This window comes from Kutzneria sp. 744 (genome assembly GCF_000568255.1).
Classification (GTDB): Bacteria; Actinomycetota; Actinomycetes; order Mycobacteriales; family Pseudonocardiaceae; genus Kutzneria.
In genome coordinates this window covers 11118162-11133009 of record NZ_KK037166.1, presented here as the reverse complement: position 1 = coordinate 11133009, position 14848 = coordinate 11118162, and the positions used below count along the sequence as shown (strand labels likewise).

The 14848-nt window shown below is 70.2% G+C and carries 10 protein-coding genes; 3 read left to right on the top strand and 7 right to left on the bottom strand.

Annotation, left to right across the window (positions count from 1 at the left end):
* The 5 genes from KUTG_RS50435 to KUTG_RS50415 all read right to left on the bottom strand — a co-directional run.
* Positions 1-957 (bottom strand): MFS transporter (locus KUTG_RS50435; RefSeq protein ID WP_052396411.1); only part of this gene is annotated, 957 nt, incomplete at its 3' end.
* A gap of 125 nt (positions 958-1082) precedes the next feature.
* A complete protein-coding gene (locus tag KUTG_RS50430; RefSeq protein ID WP_052396410.1) occupies positions 1083-1493 on the bottom strand; it encodes a cupin domain-containing protein in 411 nt (136 codons plus the stop codon).
* 35 nt (positions 1494-1528) lie between these two features.
* Positions 1529-3232: an AMP-binding protein gene (locus tag KUTG_RS50425; RefSeq protein WP_043727138.1), complete on the bottom strand. Its 1704-nt coding sequence runs from the start codon at positions 3230-3232 to the stop codon at positions 1529-1531.
* Positions 3233-3247: 15 nt separating this feature from the next.
* Positions 3248-3574, bottom strand: a complete 327-nt coding sequence (locus KUTG_RS50420) for a hypothetical protein (RefSeq protein ID WP_043727136.1) — start codon at positions 3572-3574, stop codon at positions 3248-3250.
* Positions 3575-4109: 535 nt separating this feature from the next.
* Positions 4110-5456, bottom strand: a complete 1347-nt coding sequence (locus KUTG_RS50415) for an FAD/NAD(P)-binding protein (protein ID WP_198047651.1) — start codon at positions 5454-5456, stop codon at positions 4110-4112.
* 154 nt (positions 5457-5610) lie between these two features.
* Here KUTG_RS50415 and KUTG_RS60120 point away from each other — a divergent pair, with 154 nt between their 5' ends.
* Entirely contained in the window at positions 5611-5811 is a 201-nt protein-coding gene (locus tag KUTG_RS60120) for a hypothetical protein (RefSeq protein ID WP_157495375.1), read from the top strand.
* Here KUTG_RS60120 and KUTG_RS50410 read toward each other — a convergent pair.
* Together KUTG_RS50410 and KUTG_RS50405 are read right to left on the bottom strand one after the other, a co-directional pair.
* Entirely contained in the window at positions 5808-6701 is an 894-nt protein-coding gene (locus KUTG_RS50410) for a LysR family transcriptional regulator (RefSeq protein ID WP_052396408.1), read from the bottom strand. The genes KUTG_RS60120 and KUTG_RS50410 overlap by 4 nt on opposite strands.
* 141 nt (positions 6702-6842) lie before the next feature.
* Complete coding sequence (locus tag KUTG_RS50405; RefSeq protein ID WP_043727133.1) at positions 6843-7418, bottom strand: CGNR zinc finger domain-containing protein; 576 nt, start codon at positions 7416-7418, stop codon at positions 6843-6845.
* A gap of 212 nt (positions 7419-7630) precedes the next feature.
* On the opposite strand from KUTG_RS50405, the gene KUTG_RS50400 reads away from it, so the two are divergent.
* Both KUTG_RS50400 and KUTG_RS50395 read left to right on the top strand, forming a co-directional pair.
* The gene (locus tag KUTG_RS50400; protein ID WP_043727132.1) at positions 7631-8968 is read left to right on the top strand and encodes a glycosyl hydrolase family 79 C-terminal domain-containing protein; all 1338 of its coding nucleotides are present in this window, start codon (positions 7631-7633) and stop codon (positions 8966-8968) included.
* Positions 8969-9338: 370 nt separating this feature from the next.
* The gene (locus KUTG_RS50395; RefSeq protein WP_043727129.1) at positions 9339-14777 is read left to right on the top strand and encodes an ATP-binding protein; all 5439 of its coding nucleotides are present in this window, start codon (positions 9339-9341) and stop codon (positions 14775-14777) included.
* Positions 14778-14848 lie beyond the last annotated feature (71 nt).

Here is a 14848-nt window from a genome sequence, read left to right as displayed (position 1 = left end):
GACGATCGAGCGGCGGTAGCGGCCGCCGTGCTTGTCGGTCCAGCGGCCGCCCCACACCCGGGACACGCCGCCGCCGACCTGCACGAGCACCAGCAGCACGGCGATGGCGCCGATGGACAGGTGCTCCTCGGACAGCAGGAACACCGAGCCGAAGGTCAGCACCGTGAACTGGGGCAGGTCGAGCAGGAACGCGGTGATCGCGAAGCGCCAGATGTCCCAGCGGCGCAGCGGGCTCTCGATCGCGGTGGCGGCGACGCCGCCCGCGGCCTTGGTCTTGGCCAGCGGCGGCTCGTCCAGCCACAGGATCACCGCGACGGTGGCCAGCAGCGCGAACACCGTGAGGAAGCCGAAGACCAGCCGGAACCCGCCGGCCAGGGCCAGCGGCGGCAGGATGGCCGCGCCGATCGCGCCGCCGGCCGGCACCGCGGCCACCCGCAGGCTGATGGCGAATCCCCGCTTGTTGACCGGGAACCAGCCCATCACCGCGCGGCCGGACGCGCCGTTGACCGAGCCGCCCATCGCGCCGGACAGGAACAGCACGATGGCCAGCGCCACGTAGGAGGGGGTCGCGTCGGCCGTCGGCACCAGGAAGGCGGTGACCAGGCCCAGCGTGACCGTGGTGCCGGTCAGGCCGGTGATCAGGACCTTCCGCTCGCCGATGCGGTCGGACAGGATGCCCCAGAACACGTCGGTGATGAAGATGCCGCAGGTGATCGCGGCCAGCACCACGCCGAGCTGGCCGACGGACAGGTGGTAGGCCGCCTGGAGGATGGAGCCGGAGGTCGGCACGCCCTGGAAGGCGGCGCTGAACGCGGCCTGGGCGATGATGCCGATGCCCAGCACGCCCCACTTGTAGCGGGCGGTGTGCACCTTCCCGGACCGCCCGGTGCGCGACGAGACGGGTTCGACCTGGGGGGCAGGCGCGGCTGTCAGCACGTCCTGCGTCTGCTCGAGCATGGCTGTTTCTCCTGGTCGTACGGGCCGTGGAGGCCGCGCCCGGGTCTGTAATGGGTTTAAGCCATTACAGACTGACAGGCGCGGCCTCCCTGGGCAAGTCCGTGTTTGTTGCCGCGCGGAGCCGGTCAGGCGTTGGTCAGTTCGGCCGCGTCGGCCTGCTCGACGACGATGGGCGTGGTGCCCTTCTCGCGGATGACGATCACGACGCAGCCGTCCGGGCTGGACACCTGGTGCACGCTCTCCGGCAGCTCGACGATCAGCGTGCCGGGCGGGTAGACGTCGCCGTTGTCGTTGTGCAGCTCGCCCTCCAGCACGATCAGCAGCTCGAAGCCGTTGTGCTCGTGCAGGTCGCCGTGGGCACCGGGGCCGAAGCGGGCCACGTAGGCCTCGGCGCCGTCGGGGCCGGTCTGCTCGCCGGTGTACAGCCACTCCACGTCGACCGAGGCGCGACCCGGCTGCACGTAGGGGATCCAGGTGAACTGGCCGTTGGTCAGTCCGGCGCCGAGAATGTCCTTGTAGATCTTCACGTCGCGCATGATGGTAACTGCCTCCTTGGTGTGGAAGGGGAATCTCAGGACATGCCGGGAGCGGCGGGCGCCGACTCCACGGTCTGGAAGACGTCCTCGAACAGGTGCTCGTGCTCGTTGCGGCCGATCCGCCGCTGCTCGGCCGTGCGCAGCTCGACGCGGCGGATCTTGCCGGAGGTGGTCTTGGGCAGCGGCCCGAACTCCAGCCGGCGGATCCACTGGTGCGGCGCGAGGTTCTCCCGGATGTGGGTCAGGATCGACCGCGCCGCAACGGCATCCGGCTCGACGCCGGCCGTGAGCGTGACGAAGGCCTTGGGCACCACCAGACCCACGGGGTCGGGCGTCGGCACGACCGCCGCCTCCACCACGGCCTCGTGCTCCAGCAGCACGCTCTCCAACTCGAACGGGGAGATGCGGTGGTCATACGATTTGAACACGTCGTCGGCCCGTCCGACATACGTGATGTAGCCGTCGCCATCACGGATTCCGATGTCGCCCGTGTGGTAGTAGCCGCCGGCGAAGGTGGCCGCGTTCTTCTCGGGGTTGCCGAGATAGCCGGGCATCACGCCGACCGGCCGGTCGGCCAGGTCGATGCAGATCTCGCCCTCCTCGGCCCGCTCCCCCGTCTTCGGGTCGATCAACACGATGTCGTAGCCGGGCAACGGCTTGCCCATGGAGCCGGGCTTGAGCGGCAGCGAGCGGGTGTTGCCGATCTGCGCGGTGGTCTCGGTCTGCCCGAAGCCGTCCCGCACGGTCACGTGCCAGGTCTCCCGGACGTAGTCGATCACCTCAGGGTTGAGCGGCTCGCCGACGCTGCCGGCCTCGCGCAGCCGCACCGGCCACTGCCGCAGGTCCTGCTGGATCAGCATCCGCCACACCGTCGGGGGCGCGCAGAACGACGTGACCTCGTGCTCCACCAAGGCATCCAGCAGATGCGTCTTGGAGCCGGCCGGCGCGTTCACGGTCAGCAGCGTCGCGCCGGCGTTGAACGGCACGAAGAAGCTGCTCCACGCGTGCTTGGCCCAGCCCGGCGCGGAGACGTTGAGGTGCACGTCCCCGGGCTGCAACCCGTTCCAGTACATGCCGGACAGGTGGCCGACCGGGTAGCTGGTGTGGGTGTGCTGGGCGATCTTCGGCTTGGACGTGGTGCCGGACGTGAAGTACATGAACAGCAGGTCGTCGGCGTTGGTCGGGCCGTCGGGGACGAACTCGGCCGGCTGGTCGTCAGCGTCCTCATAGGACAGCCAGCCCTCGGCCCGGCCGACGCAGAACCGGGTCAATTCCGCTGGGGCGTCGGCAAAGGCCTGCACGTTGGTGGTGAGGATGTGGTCGACGCCGCCGCGGTCGAGCCGGTCGGCCAGGTCCGCGCCGGTGACGGTGGTGTAGGTCGGCAGCACGACGGCCCCGAGCTTGATGCCGGCCAGCACCGACTCCCACACCTCGACCCGGTTGTCCAGCATCAGCAACAGGTGGTCGCCGCGCCGAACCCCGTTGGCCCGTAACCAGTTCGCCACCTGGCTGGAGCGCCGGGACAGCTCCTCGTAGGTGACCGCCACGGTTGTGTCGCCGTCGACGACGCGTAAGGCGTCGGACCTGTTGCCTCTGGCCATTTCGTCGAACCAGTCCAGCGCCCAGTTGAACTGCTCGAACCGCGGCCAGCGGAACTCGGCGCAGGCCCGGTCGTGATCGTCACGGAGGTCGAGCAGGAGGTCCCGCGCCGCCTTGAACCGCTCGTAGTTCGTTGTCACGTCAAGCTCTCCCGGTCAGATGGTGGAGTAGGCGGGGACCCGCAGCGCGGCCAGCACGTCGGCGGCGATGGCGTCGGCGTCGGTGTGGAAGCCGGTCAGCGGGCCGGGGCGGCCGTTGCCGATCTGGGTGAACCAGCGGTGGTTCTCGGTCGGGATGCCCAGCGCGTACAGGTCCGGGTCGGGCTGGCCGTCGCCGTCGATAACGTGGAACGGGGCCCGGCTGACGGCGAGCCCGCCGCTGGCGAACCACTCGCCGGTTACCGGGTCGGCGTTGACGTGCTCGGAGATCAGCCCGTCGGCCAGCAGCCGGCGGTCAGCGGCGAGGCTACCCGTGAGATGCAATGTGCGAACGGAGCACCCGTTCCTACGGGTGCCCTGTTTAGCAAGAGACATAGAAGCGATCGATATCTTAACGACACTAGATTGTTAACATTGTGGTTGGAGTGGAGTATGAGCGGAGGCGGAACGTAGCGGTCACGGCGCTGAAAGAGACAGGAAATAGATATAACGTGAACGACGGCATGACACCCAGTCCAACACATTAAATACCTGGGCGTCTCGATGCAGCCGTCGGGGTCGAGCTATATTCGAAGTGTTACAGAGAGAGCCCGTGCAGCTCGCCGAAATTAATTACTTCGAGTGGCTGTACATGCCGCGGAGGACTCCGTTGCGCTTACTCGTACCCTGTCTGATTTAACTTTCCAACCGAGATGCATCTTGGCGCACCCGCAGGGGGTTATCCGTGTTTGGGATACTGGAATCGCTCAGAACGCTCAGATAGCACGCCAACATGTCCACTACAGTAATGAGTTATAGCCGCTGACCCTCGGGATATTAGCCAAAAAAGCGAGCTGGAACGGAAGTACGCTTGAAGAAGTCATTCGCATCCCACCGACAGGTGATGGAGCTTCGGTCTTACACCGGTGTTCGTTGGCCGTGCGTAAGCTCCACCGTCGAGGTTGCCCTGCAAGGCCTCGGCGACGTCCAGCCGCAGCACGTCCAGCACCACCCGGTGGAAGTCGGCCGGGCTGTCGAACTCCACGCCGGCGAACGGCCGGGCCATCCGGTCCATGTCGATGCGCTTGGCGTCGGAGATGCCGAACTCGGCCAGCAGTTTGTCGACCAGCGCCGGGTCGTCGGCCACGGCGAGGTGCCGCTCGGCGAACTGGTCGGCCACCGCCTGGTCCTGGCGGCGACGCACCAGGGTCCGGTAGTACGTGTGCTCGACTTCCTTCTGCAGCAAGGGAAGCACGTCACGGCGGAAGTCCAGCTGCGCCGTGCCGTGCTCGGCCTGCGCCCGTCGCCGCGCGGCCTGCAATGCCGCGTCGGTGGCGAAGCGGGCCTTGTAGCGGTAGGTCGGCGCCTTCTGGTTGCGGCCGCGAGCCAGCATCGGCAGGCCGCTGCGGGAACCGGCGATGATGCGCGGCTCCTTGCCGCTGGGCCGGTAGCGCAGCACGCCGTTGTCGTCGGTGGTGAACACTCCGCCGCGGCCGGCGGTCAGCGCCGCCACCACGTCGAAGAAGGTCAGGCCCAGGCCGATGATGCCGACCTCGCTGCCCGGCGCGATGGCGTCCAGCGGCATCTCCGCCGCCGAGTCGCCCATCACGTACCGGAGCGCGGGATTGGCGTCGGCGTGCGCGAGGAACTGCCGGTTGGTGTCGTCCGGGACGTTGCGGGGGTGCCCGGTCGTGAGGATCACCTTGTCCACGGCCAGTTCGAAGCGCCCGTTGTACGCGGTGAGCACCGTCTGGCCGTCCACTCTCTCGACGCGGTCCACCCGCGCCGACACCGGCAGCACGTGCACGTTGGCCGGCGCGTCGGCCACGACGGCGCGGTAGGCGGCGGTCAGGTACTCGCCGTAGACCGGGCGCGGCGCGTAGTCGCTCTGCCCCAGCGCCGACCAGCGCGGATCCGGGTGCGCGGCCAGCCACTCGTACAGCGACGGCCCCGCACCTGCGCGGTGCGGACCGCCGTCCGGGCCGCCGGAGTAGATGCTGACCTCGCCGGCCGCCGTGTTCATCGCGAACCAGTGCGGCTGGCTGGTGCGCCAGATGCGGCCCGCGCCCTGCTCGCCCGGCTCGAACGTCCAGATCCGGACCGTGGCGTCGACGGGCGTCTCGGTCAGCCGGGCCACCAGCCGTTCGAGCACGGAAAGGCCGCGAGGACCCATCCCGACGATCGCCACGTCCATGTCGACGTGGCCGTCCGACGTGTATTCAGACACACTAATGCCCTTCTCCCCAAGTAGGACGTGATTCGGGCGCGTTTCAGCCGGCATTGTGCACGCGGTATGTGAATACCGTTGCCGCCGCCATTGACGCCCGGCCCTCACAGTACGACCATGATCGGCCGCCACCAACGGGCGAAGCCTTTTTCCGTTGGTTGACGACACGATCAGCCATCGCCATATGCGCGTTCCGGTCAGTCGTGACCGTTACCGGCGACGGATTGCATCGGTGTCGGACAAACTCGTTTCCGTTGTGTTCTCGACACCGACACTAGCGATTCGCCAGCGCCGGGAGAAGCGGTCGGAGCGGGAGTTCGTCGATAACGCCATCAGCGGCCGCTATGAGGGCTAGCTCACAAGGCGGAGGTCTTCCCGGGAGGTGCGGGACATCAGCGTGACCAGTGCGTCCAGTTCGCGGCTTCCTTCGTGTTTGCCGGTCCAGACGGCATACAGGCGCGCCGGCGCTGCCGCCCGCCAAGGCAGGACCACGGCCTCGCCGGCGGCAACCAGGTCGGCGACGGCGATCCTCGGCAGCAGGGCGACTCCGAGGCCCGCCGCGACCGCCCTCTTCACGCCTTCGACCGTGCCGAACTGGAGGGCCGCCTCGGCCGCGCCGCCGATCTCCGCGGCCAGGATCCGGGCGTACAGGCAGTCCGGCTGGGCGATGACGAACCGGCATCCGGCCAGGTCGGCGACGGTGATCAGGGTGTGCCGGCCCAGCGGGTGGTCCGGGGCCGCGACCAGCACGACCTCGTCGTCGCCGAGGTCCTTGCGGTGGAAGTCACCGGCCGGCTCGTCCACCGCCGACAGCAGGCAGACGTCGACCTCGTCGCGCTCCAGCGCGTTCAGGGCCCGGCCGTCGCGGAAGATCCGCAGCGACAGCCGGACGTCCGGGTACCGGTGATGGAACGCCTCCACCAGGGCGGGTAGCCGATAGGTGGTGACCGACTCGCCGGCGCCGACAATGAGACTGCCCCCGAGCGCCCCATTGTTGTGCAATGCGCCGCGGGCCTCGTCGGCCAATGTCAGCAAACGCTGCGCGTACGGCAGGAATCGCTCACCGAACGCCGTGAGCCGCACGCCGTCGCGTCTGCGCTCGAACAGCGCCACTCCGAGCACCGATTCCAGGCTTTTCACCTGCGACGTCACCGCCGACTGCGAATAACCCAGCTCCGCTGCCGCCCTGGTGATACTCCGGGTGCGGCACACGGTCGTGAACGTGTTCAGTTGTCTGTGGTCCACAGATTTCCCCCAGCGAAATCCGGCAGGTTCCGACCCCGTCAGCCTAGGACAGGATCGAGCCGGTCACGGGGGCAGATGACCGGCACTTTTCCGCCGGCGGAAGTTCCTCCCTTGGTCGATACGAGTGTCGATTCCGCCGCTTCAGGCCGACACGTGCCGGTCCCGGTGCGCCGCGACGCGGGCCCGGTTGCCGCACTTGTCGGACGAGCACCACCGGCGCCGCCCGCCCCGCGACGTGTCCAGAAAGACCGTGCCGCAATGGCTTCCGTCGCACTGGTGCAGCCGGGCGGCCTCCGGCGCGGCCAGCAGGTCGATGGCGTCGCGCGCCACCACGGTCAGCACCTGCCGGGGAGTCGGCAGCGCGGTGTTCGACACCAGGCCCTGCTCCCCCACCCGCAACTGCGGCACCGGCGCCGGCCCACGGGCCCAGGCATTCACCAACGCCACATCTGCGTTCCGCTGCTCGACATCCGCCACGTCCCCGGTCGCCGCCGAGGTCACCAGCCGGTAGATCGCCTCGCGCACGTCCAGATAGTGCTCGACATCCCCGTCCGCCGGGCGTTCCCCTGTCTCGGCCCCGATCGCCGCCAGCCACTCGGCCACCCGTGCGCCGTCCAGCAGGTCGTCGTTCGGCGCACCGCTCAGCCGGCCGTGCACCGTCGCCACCAGCTCCAGGCACAGCCTTCCGGTCGCCAACCGCCGCCGCGACTCTGCCATTCCCGCCTCCCAGTAATGCCCTAATGCCATTAGAGCACACGACCCACCCGCCCGCGCCACCCCGAGCCGTCCGACCCGCGCTCACCGATGCCGACTGATCGGATCTCTCGATACCCAAAGACCAGTTGCAAAGCTTTACGACCCTGATACATCGGATCTATAGTCGCCGGCGGCATCCGTGCCGCCCGGTTGCCCCGACCAAGGGAGACCCGATGGCACTCGCCCACATCCTGGCGACCACACTCGCCTCGCTCACGGTTCTGGCAGCCAGCCCGGCGCCGCCGACGCCGGTGACGGTGGAGATCGCGAAGGCGTCCAGCGGCAGCGTCGAGCGCGGCTTCGCCGGCTTCAGCTACGAGAAGGACCGCGTCGGCGCGGGCCTGTTCGACGCCAAGGACACGGACCTGGTGAAGCTGTTCCGCCGGCTGGGGCCGAGCGTGCTGCGGCTGGGTGGGAACCTGGGCGACCAGGTGAACTGGAACCCCGCCGGCGCCGGCGGCTCGGACAAGGAGGTGGCGCCGGCGGACGTCGCCAGGCTGGCCGGGTTCGTCAAGGCCACCGGCTGGCGGGTGATCTACGGGATCAACCTGAAGACCAACACGCCGGCCAACGCCGCCGACGAGGCCGAGTTCGCGGCACATGCGTTGGGCGCCAACGTGATCGCGTTCGAGATCGGCAACGAGCCGAACGTCTACACGACCGAGGCGGCCTACGAGGCGTCGTTCGAGGCCTACACGGCGGCGATCCGCGCCAAGGTCCCCGACGCGGTGTTCGACGGCCCGGGCCAGGCCGACTCGACGGCGTGGGCGAGCACCTTTGCCGCGCACGAGAAGGACAAGGGCCTGCGGCTGCTGTCCACGCACCTCTACATCGGCAACAACACCACGGCCTCCATCCCGGCGCTGCTGGCGTCCAACACGAGCGGCCGACTGCCCAACAACGAGGCGGCGATGCAGAACGTGACCGTCGCCAACGGCCTGCCGGGGTGGCGTATCACCGAGTCCAACTCGTACTTCCACGGCGGCGCGAAGGGAGTCAGCGACGTGCAGGCGGCGGCGCTGTGGTCGCTGGACTACATGCACGGCATCGCGGCCAACCACGGCGACGGCGTGAACTTCCACGGCGGCACCTCCTCGCAGTTCCCGCTGACGTACTCCCCGATCGTGTTCGACGGCCTGACTCCGATCGGCGTGCAGGGCGTCTACTACGGACAGCTGCTGTGGAAGCTGGCCGGCACCGGCAGCCTGCACGCGGCGACCGTCACCGGCGCGCCGAACGTGACGGCCTGGGGCATCGGCCGCAACGTCGTCGTCAACAACACGGGCACCACGGCCATCCACGTGACGGTCAAGCTGTCCACGACCGCCCACAAAGCGGCGGAGTACCTGCTCACGGCCCCGAGCCTCGACTCGACAGCCATCTCCCTGGCCGGCGCGACCGTGGGCAAGGGCGGTCAGTTCGCGCCGAGGCCCAAGCACGTGACCGTGCGCGGTGGGACGGTCACGGTCGACCTCCCGGCCGGCAGCGCCGCGCTGGTGGCCACAAGCTGACATCAGGCGGGGGCTGGTTTTTCGCCAGCTCCCAGTCATATTTGTGCGAACTGCGAGTTCCCCTAAAGGCTCGTGGGGGAGACTGCACGCCGGGCGCGCGAGCGCCCGGCAGTGCCAACGACCACCGGCCGAAGAGGACGCCATGCGCGCGAGGAACCGCGACAACCCCGGTTGTCCAGCGCGACACGCCGCCGTGGCCGGGCGGCCGGCCGGCGTCCCTGTGACTGGCGTCATCTTTTGTGGGGTCTCTACAACTTCCGGTGCCGTGCACCGTCACTTGCAGCATTTCGCCACTGGCGGATACACGAGAGTGTTCAGGGTGGGAGTGGGGTCCGTCGGCCCCGCACGTGTCTAGTAGGAGGCTCGGTCGGTGTTCAGTCGTGTCGCCATCGTCAACCGCGGAGAGGCCGCGATGCGGCTGATCCACGCCGTCCGGGATCTCTCCGCGGAGACCGGGACGCGCATCGAGACCGTCGCGTTCTACACCGACGCCGACCGCAACGCCACGTTCGTGCGCGAGGCCGACCTCGGCTACGACCTGGGCCCGGCCTCGGCCCGCCCGTACCTCGACTACGCCAAGCTGGAGCAGGCGCTGGTCGAGAGCGGCGCGGACGCGGCGTGGGTGGGCTGGGGCTTCGTCGCCGAGGACCCGAACTTCGCCGAGGTGTGCGAGAAGGTCGGGGTCACCTTCGTCGGCCCGAGCCCGGACGCGATGCGCCAGCTCGGCGACAAGATCGGCGCCAAGCTCATCGCCGAGGAGGTCGGCGTCCCGGTCGCGCCGTGGAGCCGCGGCGAGGTCGCCACCCTGGAGGGCGCGCTGAGCGCCGCCGAGAACATCGGCTACCCGCTGATGCTCAAGGCCACCGCCGGCGGCGGTGGGCGCGGCATCCGCAAGGTCGCCTCGGCCGACGAGCTGGCCGACGCCTACGAGCGCACCAGCCAGGAGGCGCTGCGCGCCTTCGGCTCCGGCGTCGTGTTCCTGGAGCGCCTGGTCACCGGCGCGCGCCACGTCGAGGTCCAGGTCATCTCCGACGGCGAGACGGCGTGGGCGCTGGGCGTGCGCGACTGCTCGGTGCAGCGACGCAACCAGAAGATCATCGAGGAGTCGGCCTCGCCGGTCCTCGCCCCGGAGCAGACCGCCGAGGTGAAGCGCTCGGCCGAGCGGCTGGCCGTGAAGGTCGGCTACCGCGGCGCGTGCACCGTGGAGTTCCTGTACCACCCGGGCGAGAAGCTGTTCGCCTTCCTCGAGGTCAACACCCGCCTCCAGGTCGAGCACCCGATCACCGAGATCACCACCGGCACCGACCTGGTGCGCCTGCAGCTGCACGTGGCGGCCGGCGGCAAGCTGACCGGCCCGCAGCCGGCCGAGCTGGGCCACGCCGTGGAGGCCCGGCTCAACGCCGAGGACCCCGACCGCGACTTCGCGCCGTCCCCGGGCCGCATCGCCCGGCTGGACCTGCCGGCCGGCCCGGGCATCCGGGTCGACACCGGCGTCAGCGAGGGCGACACCATCCCGGCCGACTTCGACTCGATGATCGCCAAGATCATCGCCTACGGCCGCGACCGCGACGAGGCGCTGGGCCGGCTGCGCCGGGCCATGTCCGAGACCCGGGTCATCATCGAGGGCGGCGCCACCAACAAGAGCTTCGTGCTGGACCTGCTCGACCAGCCCGAGGTCATCGACGCCAGCGCCGACACCGGCTGGATCGACCGCGTCCGCGCCGAGGGCCGCCTGGTCTCGCACCGCCACTCCTCCGTCGCCCTGGCCGCCGCCGCCATCGAGGCGTATGAGGAAGAGGAGCGGGTCGAGCGCCAGCGCCTGCTGTCCACCGCGTTCGGCGGCCGTCCCCAGGTGCAGCACGAGAGCGGCCGCCCGCTGGACCTCAAGCTCCGCGGCGTCGGATACCGCGTGCGCGTGGCCCGCGTCGGCGCGACCCGGTTCCGCGTGGCCATCGAGGCCGGCGAGGACGTCCGCACCGCCGACGTCGTGCTGGACCGCTTCGACCACCACAGCGGCCAGATCCGGGTCAACGGCTCCCGGCACTCCCTGCTGACCGGCACCCACGGCCCGATCCACATGGTCGAGGTCGACGGCGTGGCCCACCGCGTCAGCCGCGACGAGGGCGGCGTCGTCCGCTCCCCCGCGCCGGCGCTGGTCGTCTCCACCCCGGTCGAGGTCGGCGACGAGGTCGAGGCCGGCGCGCCGATCATCGTGCTGGAGAGCATGAAGATGGAGACGGTGCTGCGTGCGCCGTTCAAGGCCCGCCTCAAGGAGCGCCCGGTGTCGGTGGGCAGCCAGGTGCCGACCGGCGCCCCGCTGCTGCGGCTGGAGCCCATCGCCGACGACGAGGCCGAGCAGGCCGCCGAGGTCCAGGCAGTCGAGCTGGACCTGCCCGCGGCCGCCATGACCGAGCCGGCGCTGGACCGCCTCGCCCGTGGCCAGGAAGACCTCCGCAACCTGCTGCTGGGCTTCGACGTCGACCCGCTCGACGAGCGCCGCGTGCTGGCCGACTACATGGCCGCGCGCACCGAGGCCACCGAGGACGGCCACCGGCCGCTGGCCGACGAGCTGGCGCTGCTGGACGTCTTCGCCGACCTGGCCGAGCTGACCCGCAACCGCCCCACCGGCGAAGCTGACGGTCACTCCTACAGCGCCCGCGAGTACTTCCACACCTACCTGCAGAGCCTGGACGTGGAGCGCGCCGGCCTGCCGGAAGCGTTCCAGGCCAAGCTGTCCAAGGTGCTGGCCCACTACGGCGTCACCGAGCTGGACCGCACGCCGGAGCTGGAGACGGCGGTCTTCCGCATCTTCCTGGCCCAGCAGCGCGCGTCCTCCGACGCAGGCGTCGTCACGACGCTGCTGCGCTCGTGGCTGCGGGAGCTGCCGCCGGACGAGGCGCTGCGTGAGCCCACCGGTCTGGCCCTGGAGCGGCTCGTCGCCGCCACCCAGGTCCGCTTCCCGGCGGTCTCCGACCTGGCCCGCGGCGTCGTGTTCGCGTGGTTCGGCCAGCCGCTGCTGCGCCGCAACCGGGCCCGCGTGTACGCCGCCGTGCGCAACCACCTGCGGCACCTCGACGCCCACCCGGACTCGCCGGACCGCGCCGAGCGCGTGGCCGAGATGGTCGCCAGCACCGAGCCGCTGGTCCGGCTGCTCGGGCAGCGCCTGATCCGCGCCGATCTCGACAACGCCACCATGCTCGAAGTGCTGATCCGCCGCTACTACGGCAACAAGGGCACCACCGACGTGCGCCGCAGCGAGGTCGCCGGCTGCACGTTCGTGGTCGCTTCCCGTGCCGGGGCGCGGATCGCGTCGGCCGCGGTCAGCTTCGACGCCCTCGGCGGGGCGCTGCGGGGCCTGGCCGAGCTGGCCGCCGGCGACGAGGCCGTCGACGCCGACATCTACCTGGCGTGGGAGAAGCAGCCCGAGGACCACGACGCCATGGCCGCGGAGCTGCTGGAGGTCATCAGCGCCCACCCGCTGCCCACACAGGTCCGCCGGGTCACCGCGACCGTGGCCGGCCGCGGCGGCGCCGTGATGCACCACCACTTCACGTTCCGGCCGTCCACCGCGGGCCTGACCGAGGAGCGGCTGATCCGCGGCCTGCACCCGTACATCGCGCAGCGCATGCAGCTGGAGCGGCTGCGCAAGTTCGAGCTGACCCGCCTGCCGTCCTCCGACGAGGAGGTGTACCTGTTCCAAGCCGTCGCCCGGGAGAACCCGGCCGACGACCGGCTGGTCGCCTTCGCGCAGGTGCGGGACCTGACCGAGCTGCGTGAGCACGACGGCCGCCTGGTCGCCCTGCCCACCGCCGAGGACGCGGTCGCCACCTGCCTCGACTCGATCCGCCGCGCGCAGTCCCGCCGCCCGTCGAAGAACCGGTTCACCACCAACCGGATCGTCATCTACGTGTGGCCGGCCAGCGAGATGACCCGGGCCGAGCTGGAGATGATCGCCGGGCGCGTGCTGCCGACCACGGCCGGCGCGGGCCTGGAGGAGATCCTGCTCATCGCCCGGCGGCGCGACCGGGAGACCGGCGCGCTGACCAAGATCGCGGTGCGGATCGCCTTCGACGCCACCGGCGGCACCACGCTGGACGTCGTCGAGCCCCCCGTCGACGTGGTCGAGCCGCTGGACGACTACCGCCTGAAGGTGATGCGGGCCAGCAGCCGCAACACCGTCTACCCGTACGAGCTGACCGGCCTGCTGGGCGAGTTCACCGAGCACGACCTCAACGCCGACAACGCGTTGGTCCCGGTGGACCGGCCCAAGGGACAGAACAAGGCGGCCATGGTCGCCGGTGTGGTGAGCACGCCGACCGAGCGCTACCCCGAGGGCGTCAAGCGCGTGGTGCTGCTCGGCGACCCCACCAAGTCGCTGGGCGCGCTGTCCGAGCCGGAGTGCCGCCGCGTGATCGCCGCGCTGGACCTGGCCGAGCAGATGCGGGTGCCGGTGGAGTGGTTCGCGCTGTCCTCGGGCGCGCGGATCTCGATGGACTCCGGCACCGAGAACATGGACTGGGTGGCGGCCGCGCTCAAGCGGATCGTCGAGTTCACCCAGGACGGCGGCGAGATCAACATCGTGGTCACCGGCATCAACGTCGGCGCGCAGCCGTACTGGAACGCCGAGGCGACGATGCTCATGCACACCAAGGGCATTCTCGTCATGACGCCGGACTCGGCGATGGTGCTGACCGGCAAGCAGGCGCTGGACTTCTCCGGCGGCGTGTCGGCCGAGGACAACTTCGGCATCGGCGGCTACGACCGGGTCATGGGCCCCAACGGGCAGGCGCAGTACTGGGCCCCGAGCCTGAGCGGCGCCCGTGACGTGCTGATGGCCCACTACGAGCACACCTACGTCGCGCCGGGCGAGGCCACCCCGCGGGCGGCCGGCAGCACCGACCCGGTGGACCGGGACATCTCGTCGTTCCCGCACACCTTCGGCACCGACTTCGCCACCGTCGGCGAGATCTTCTCGGCGGCGGCCAACCCGGACCGCAAGAAGCCGTTCGACATCCGCACGGTGATGCGGGCCGTGGCCGACCAGGACCACGCCGTGCTGGAGCGCTGGGCCGGCATGGCCGACGCCGACACCGCCGTGGTGCAGGACGTGCACCTGGGCGGGCAGCCGGTGTGTCTGCTCGGGATCGAGTCGAAGTCCGTGCAGCGGCGCGGTTTCCCTCCCACCGACGGCCCCGACACCTACACCGCCGGCACGCTGTTCCCGCAGTCGTCGCGCAAGGCGGCCCGGGCCATCAACTCGGCCAGTGGGAACCGGCCACTGGTGGTGCTGGCCAACCTGTCCGGCTTCGACGGCTCCCCGGAGTCGATGCGCAAGCTCCAGCTGGAGTACGGTGCCGAGATCGGCCGCGCGATCGTCAACTTCCAGGGCCCGATCGTGTTCAGCGTGATCTCCCGTTACCACGGCGGCGCGTTCGTGGTGTTCTCCAAGGCGTTGAACCCCAACATGACCGTGCTGGCCGTGGAGGGCTCCTTCGCCTCGGTCATCGGCGGCGCGCCGGCCGCGGCCGTGGTGTTCACCGCTGACGTCAACCGCCGCACCTCCACCGACACCCGGGTGGCCGACCTGGAGGCCCGCATCGCCGAGACCTCCGGCGCCGAGCGGGCCGAGCTCAGCGCCAAGCTGGCCGAGGTCCGGTCGTCGGTGCGGACCGAGAAGCTGGGCGAGGTCGCCACCGAGTTCGACCGGGTGCACAGCGTGCACCGGGCCGTCGAGGTCGGCTCCGTCGACGCCGTCGTGAGCGCCGCCGAGCTGCGGCCGCGCATCATCGAGGCCATTCGCAAGGGCTAGAGTCCGTTTCGGTCGAAAGGCCCGGGAGGCTCCGTCTCCCGGGCCTTTCCCGTCCGACCGTCCGTGCCCTT

What these genes read in the sequence shown, in the direction of transcription:
- KUTG_RS50400 (WP_043727132.1), top strand. Translation starts at nt 7,631, where the DNA reads ATGGCACTCGCCCACATCCTGGCGACCACACTCGCCTCGCTCACGGTT.
- KUTG_RS50405 (WP_043727133.1), bottom strand. Translation starts at nt 7,418, where the DNA reads ATGGCAGAGTCGCGGCGGCGGTTGGCGACCGGAAGGCTGTGCCTGGAG.
- KUTG_RS50430 (WP_052396410.1), bottom strand. Translation starts at nt 1,493, where the DNA reads ATGCGCGACGTGAAGATCTACAAGGACATTCTCGGCGCCGGACTGACC.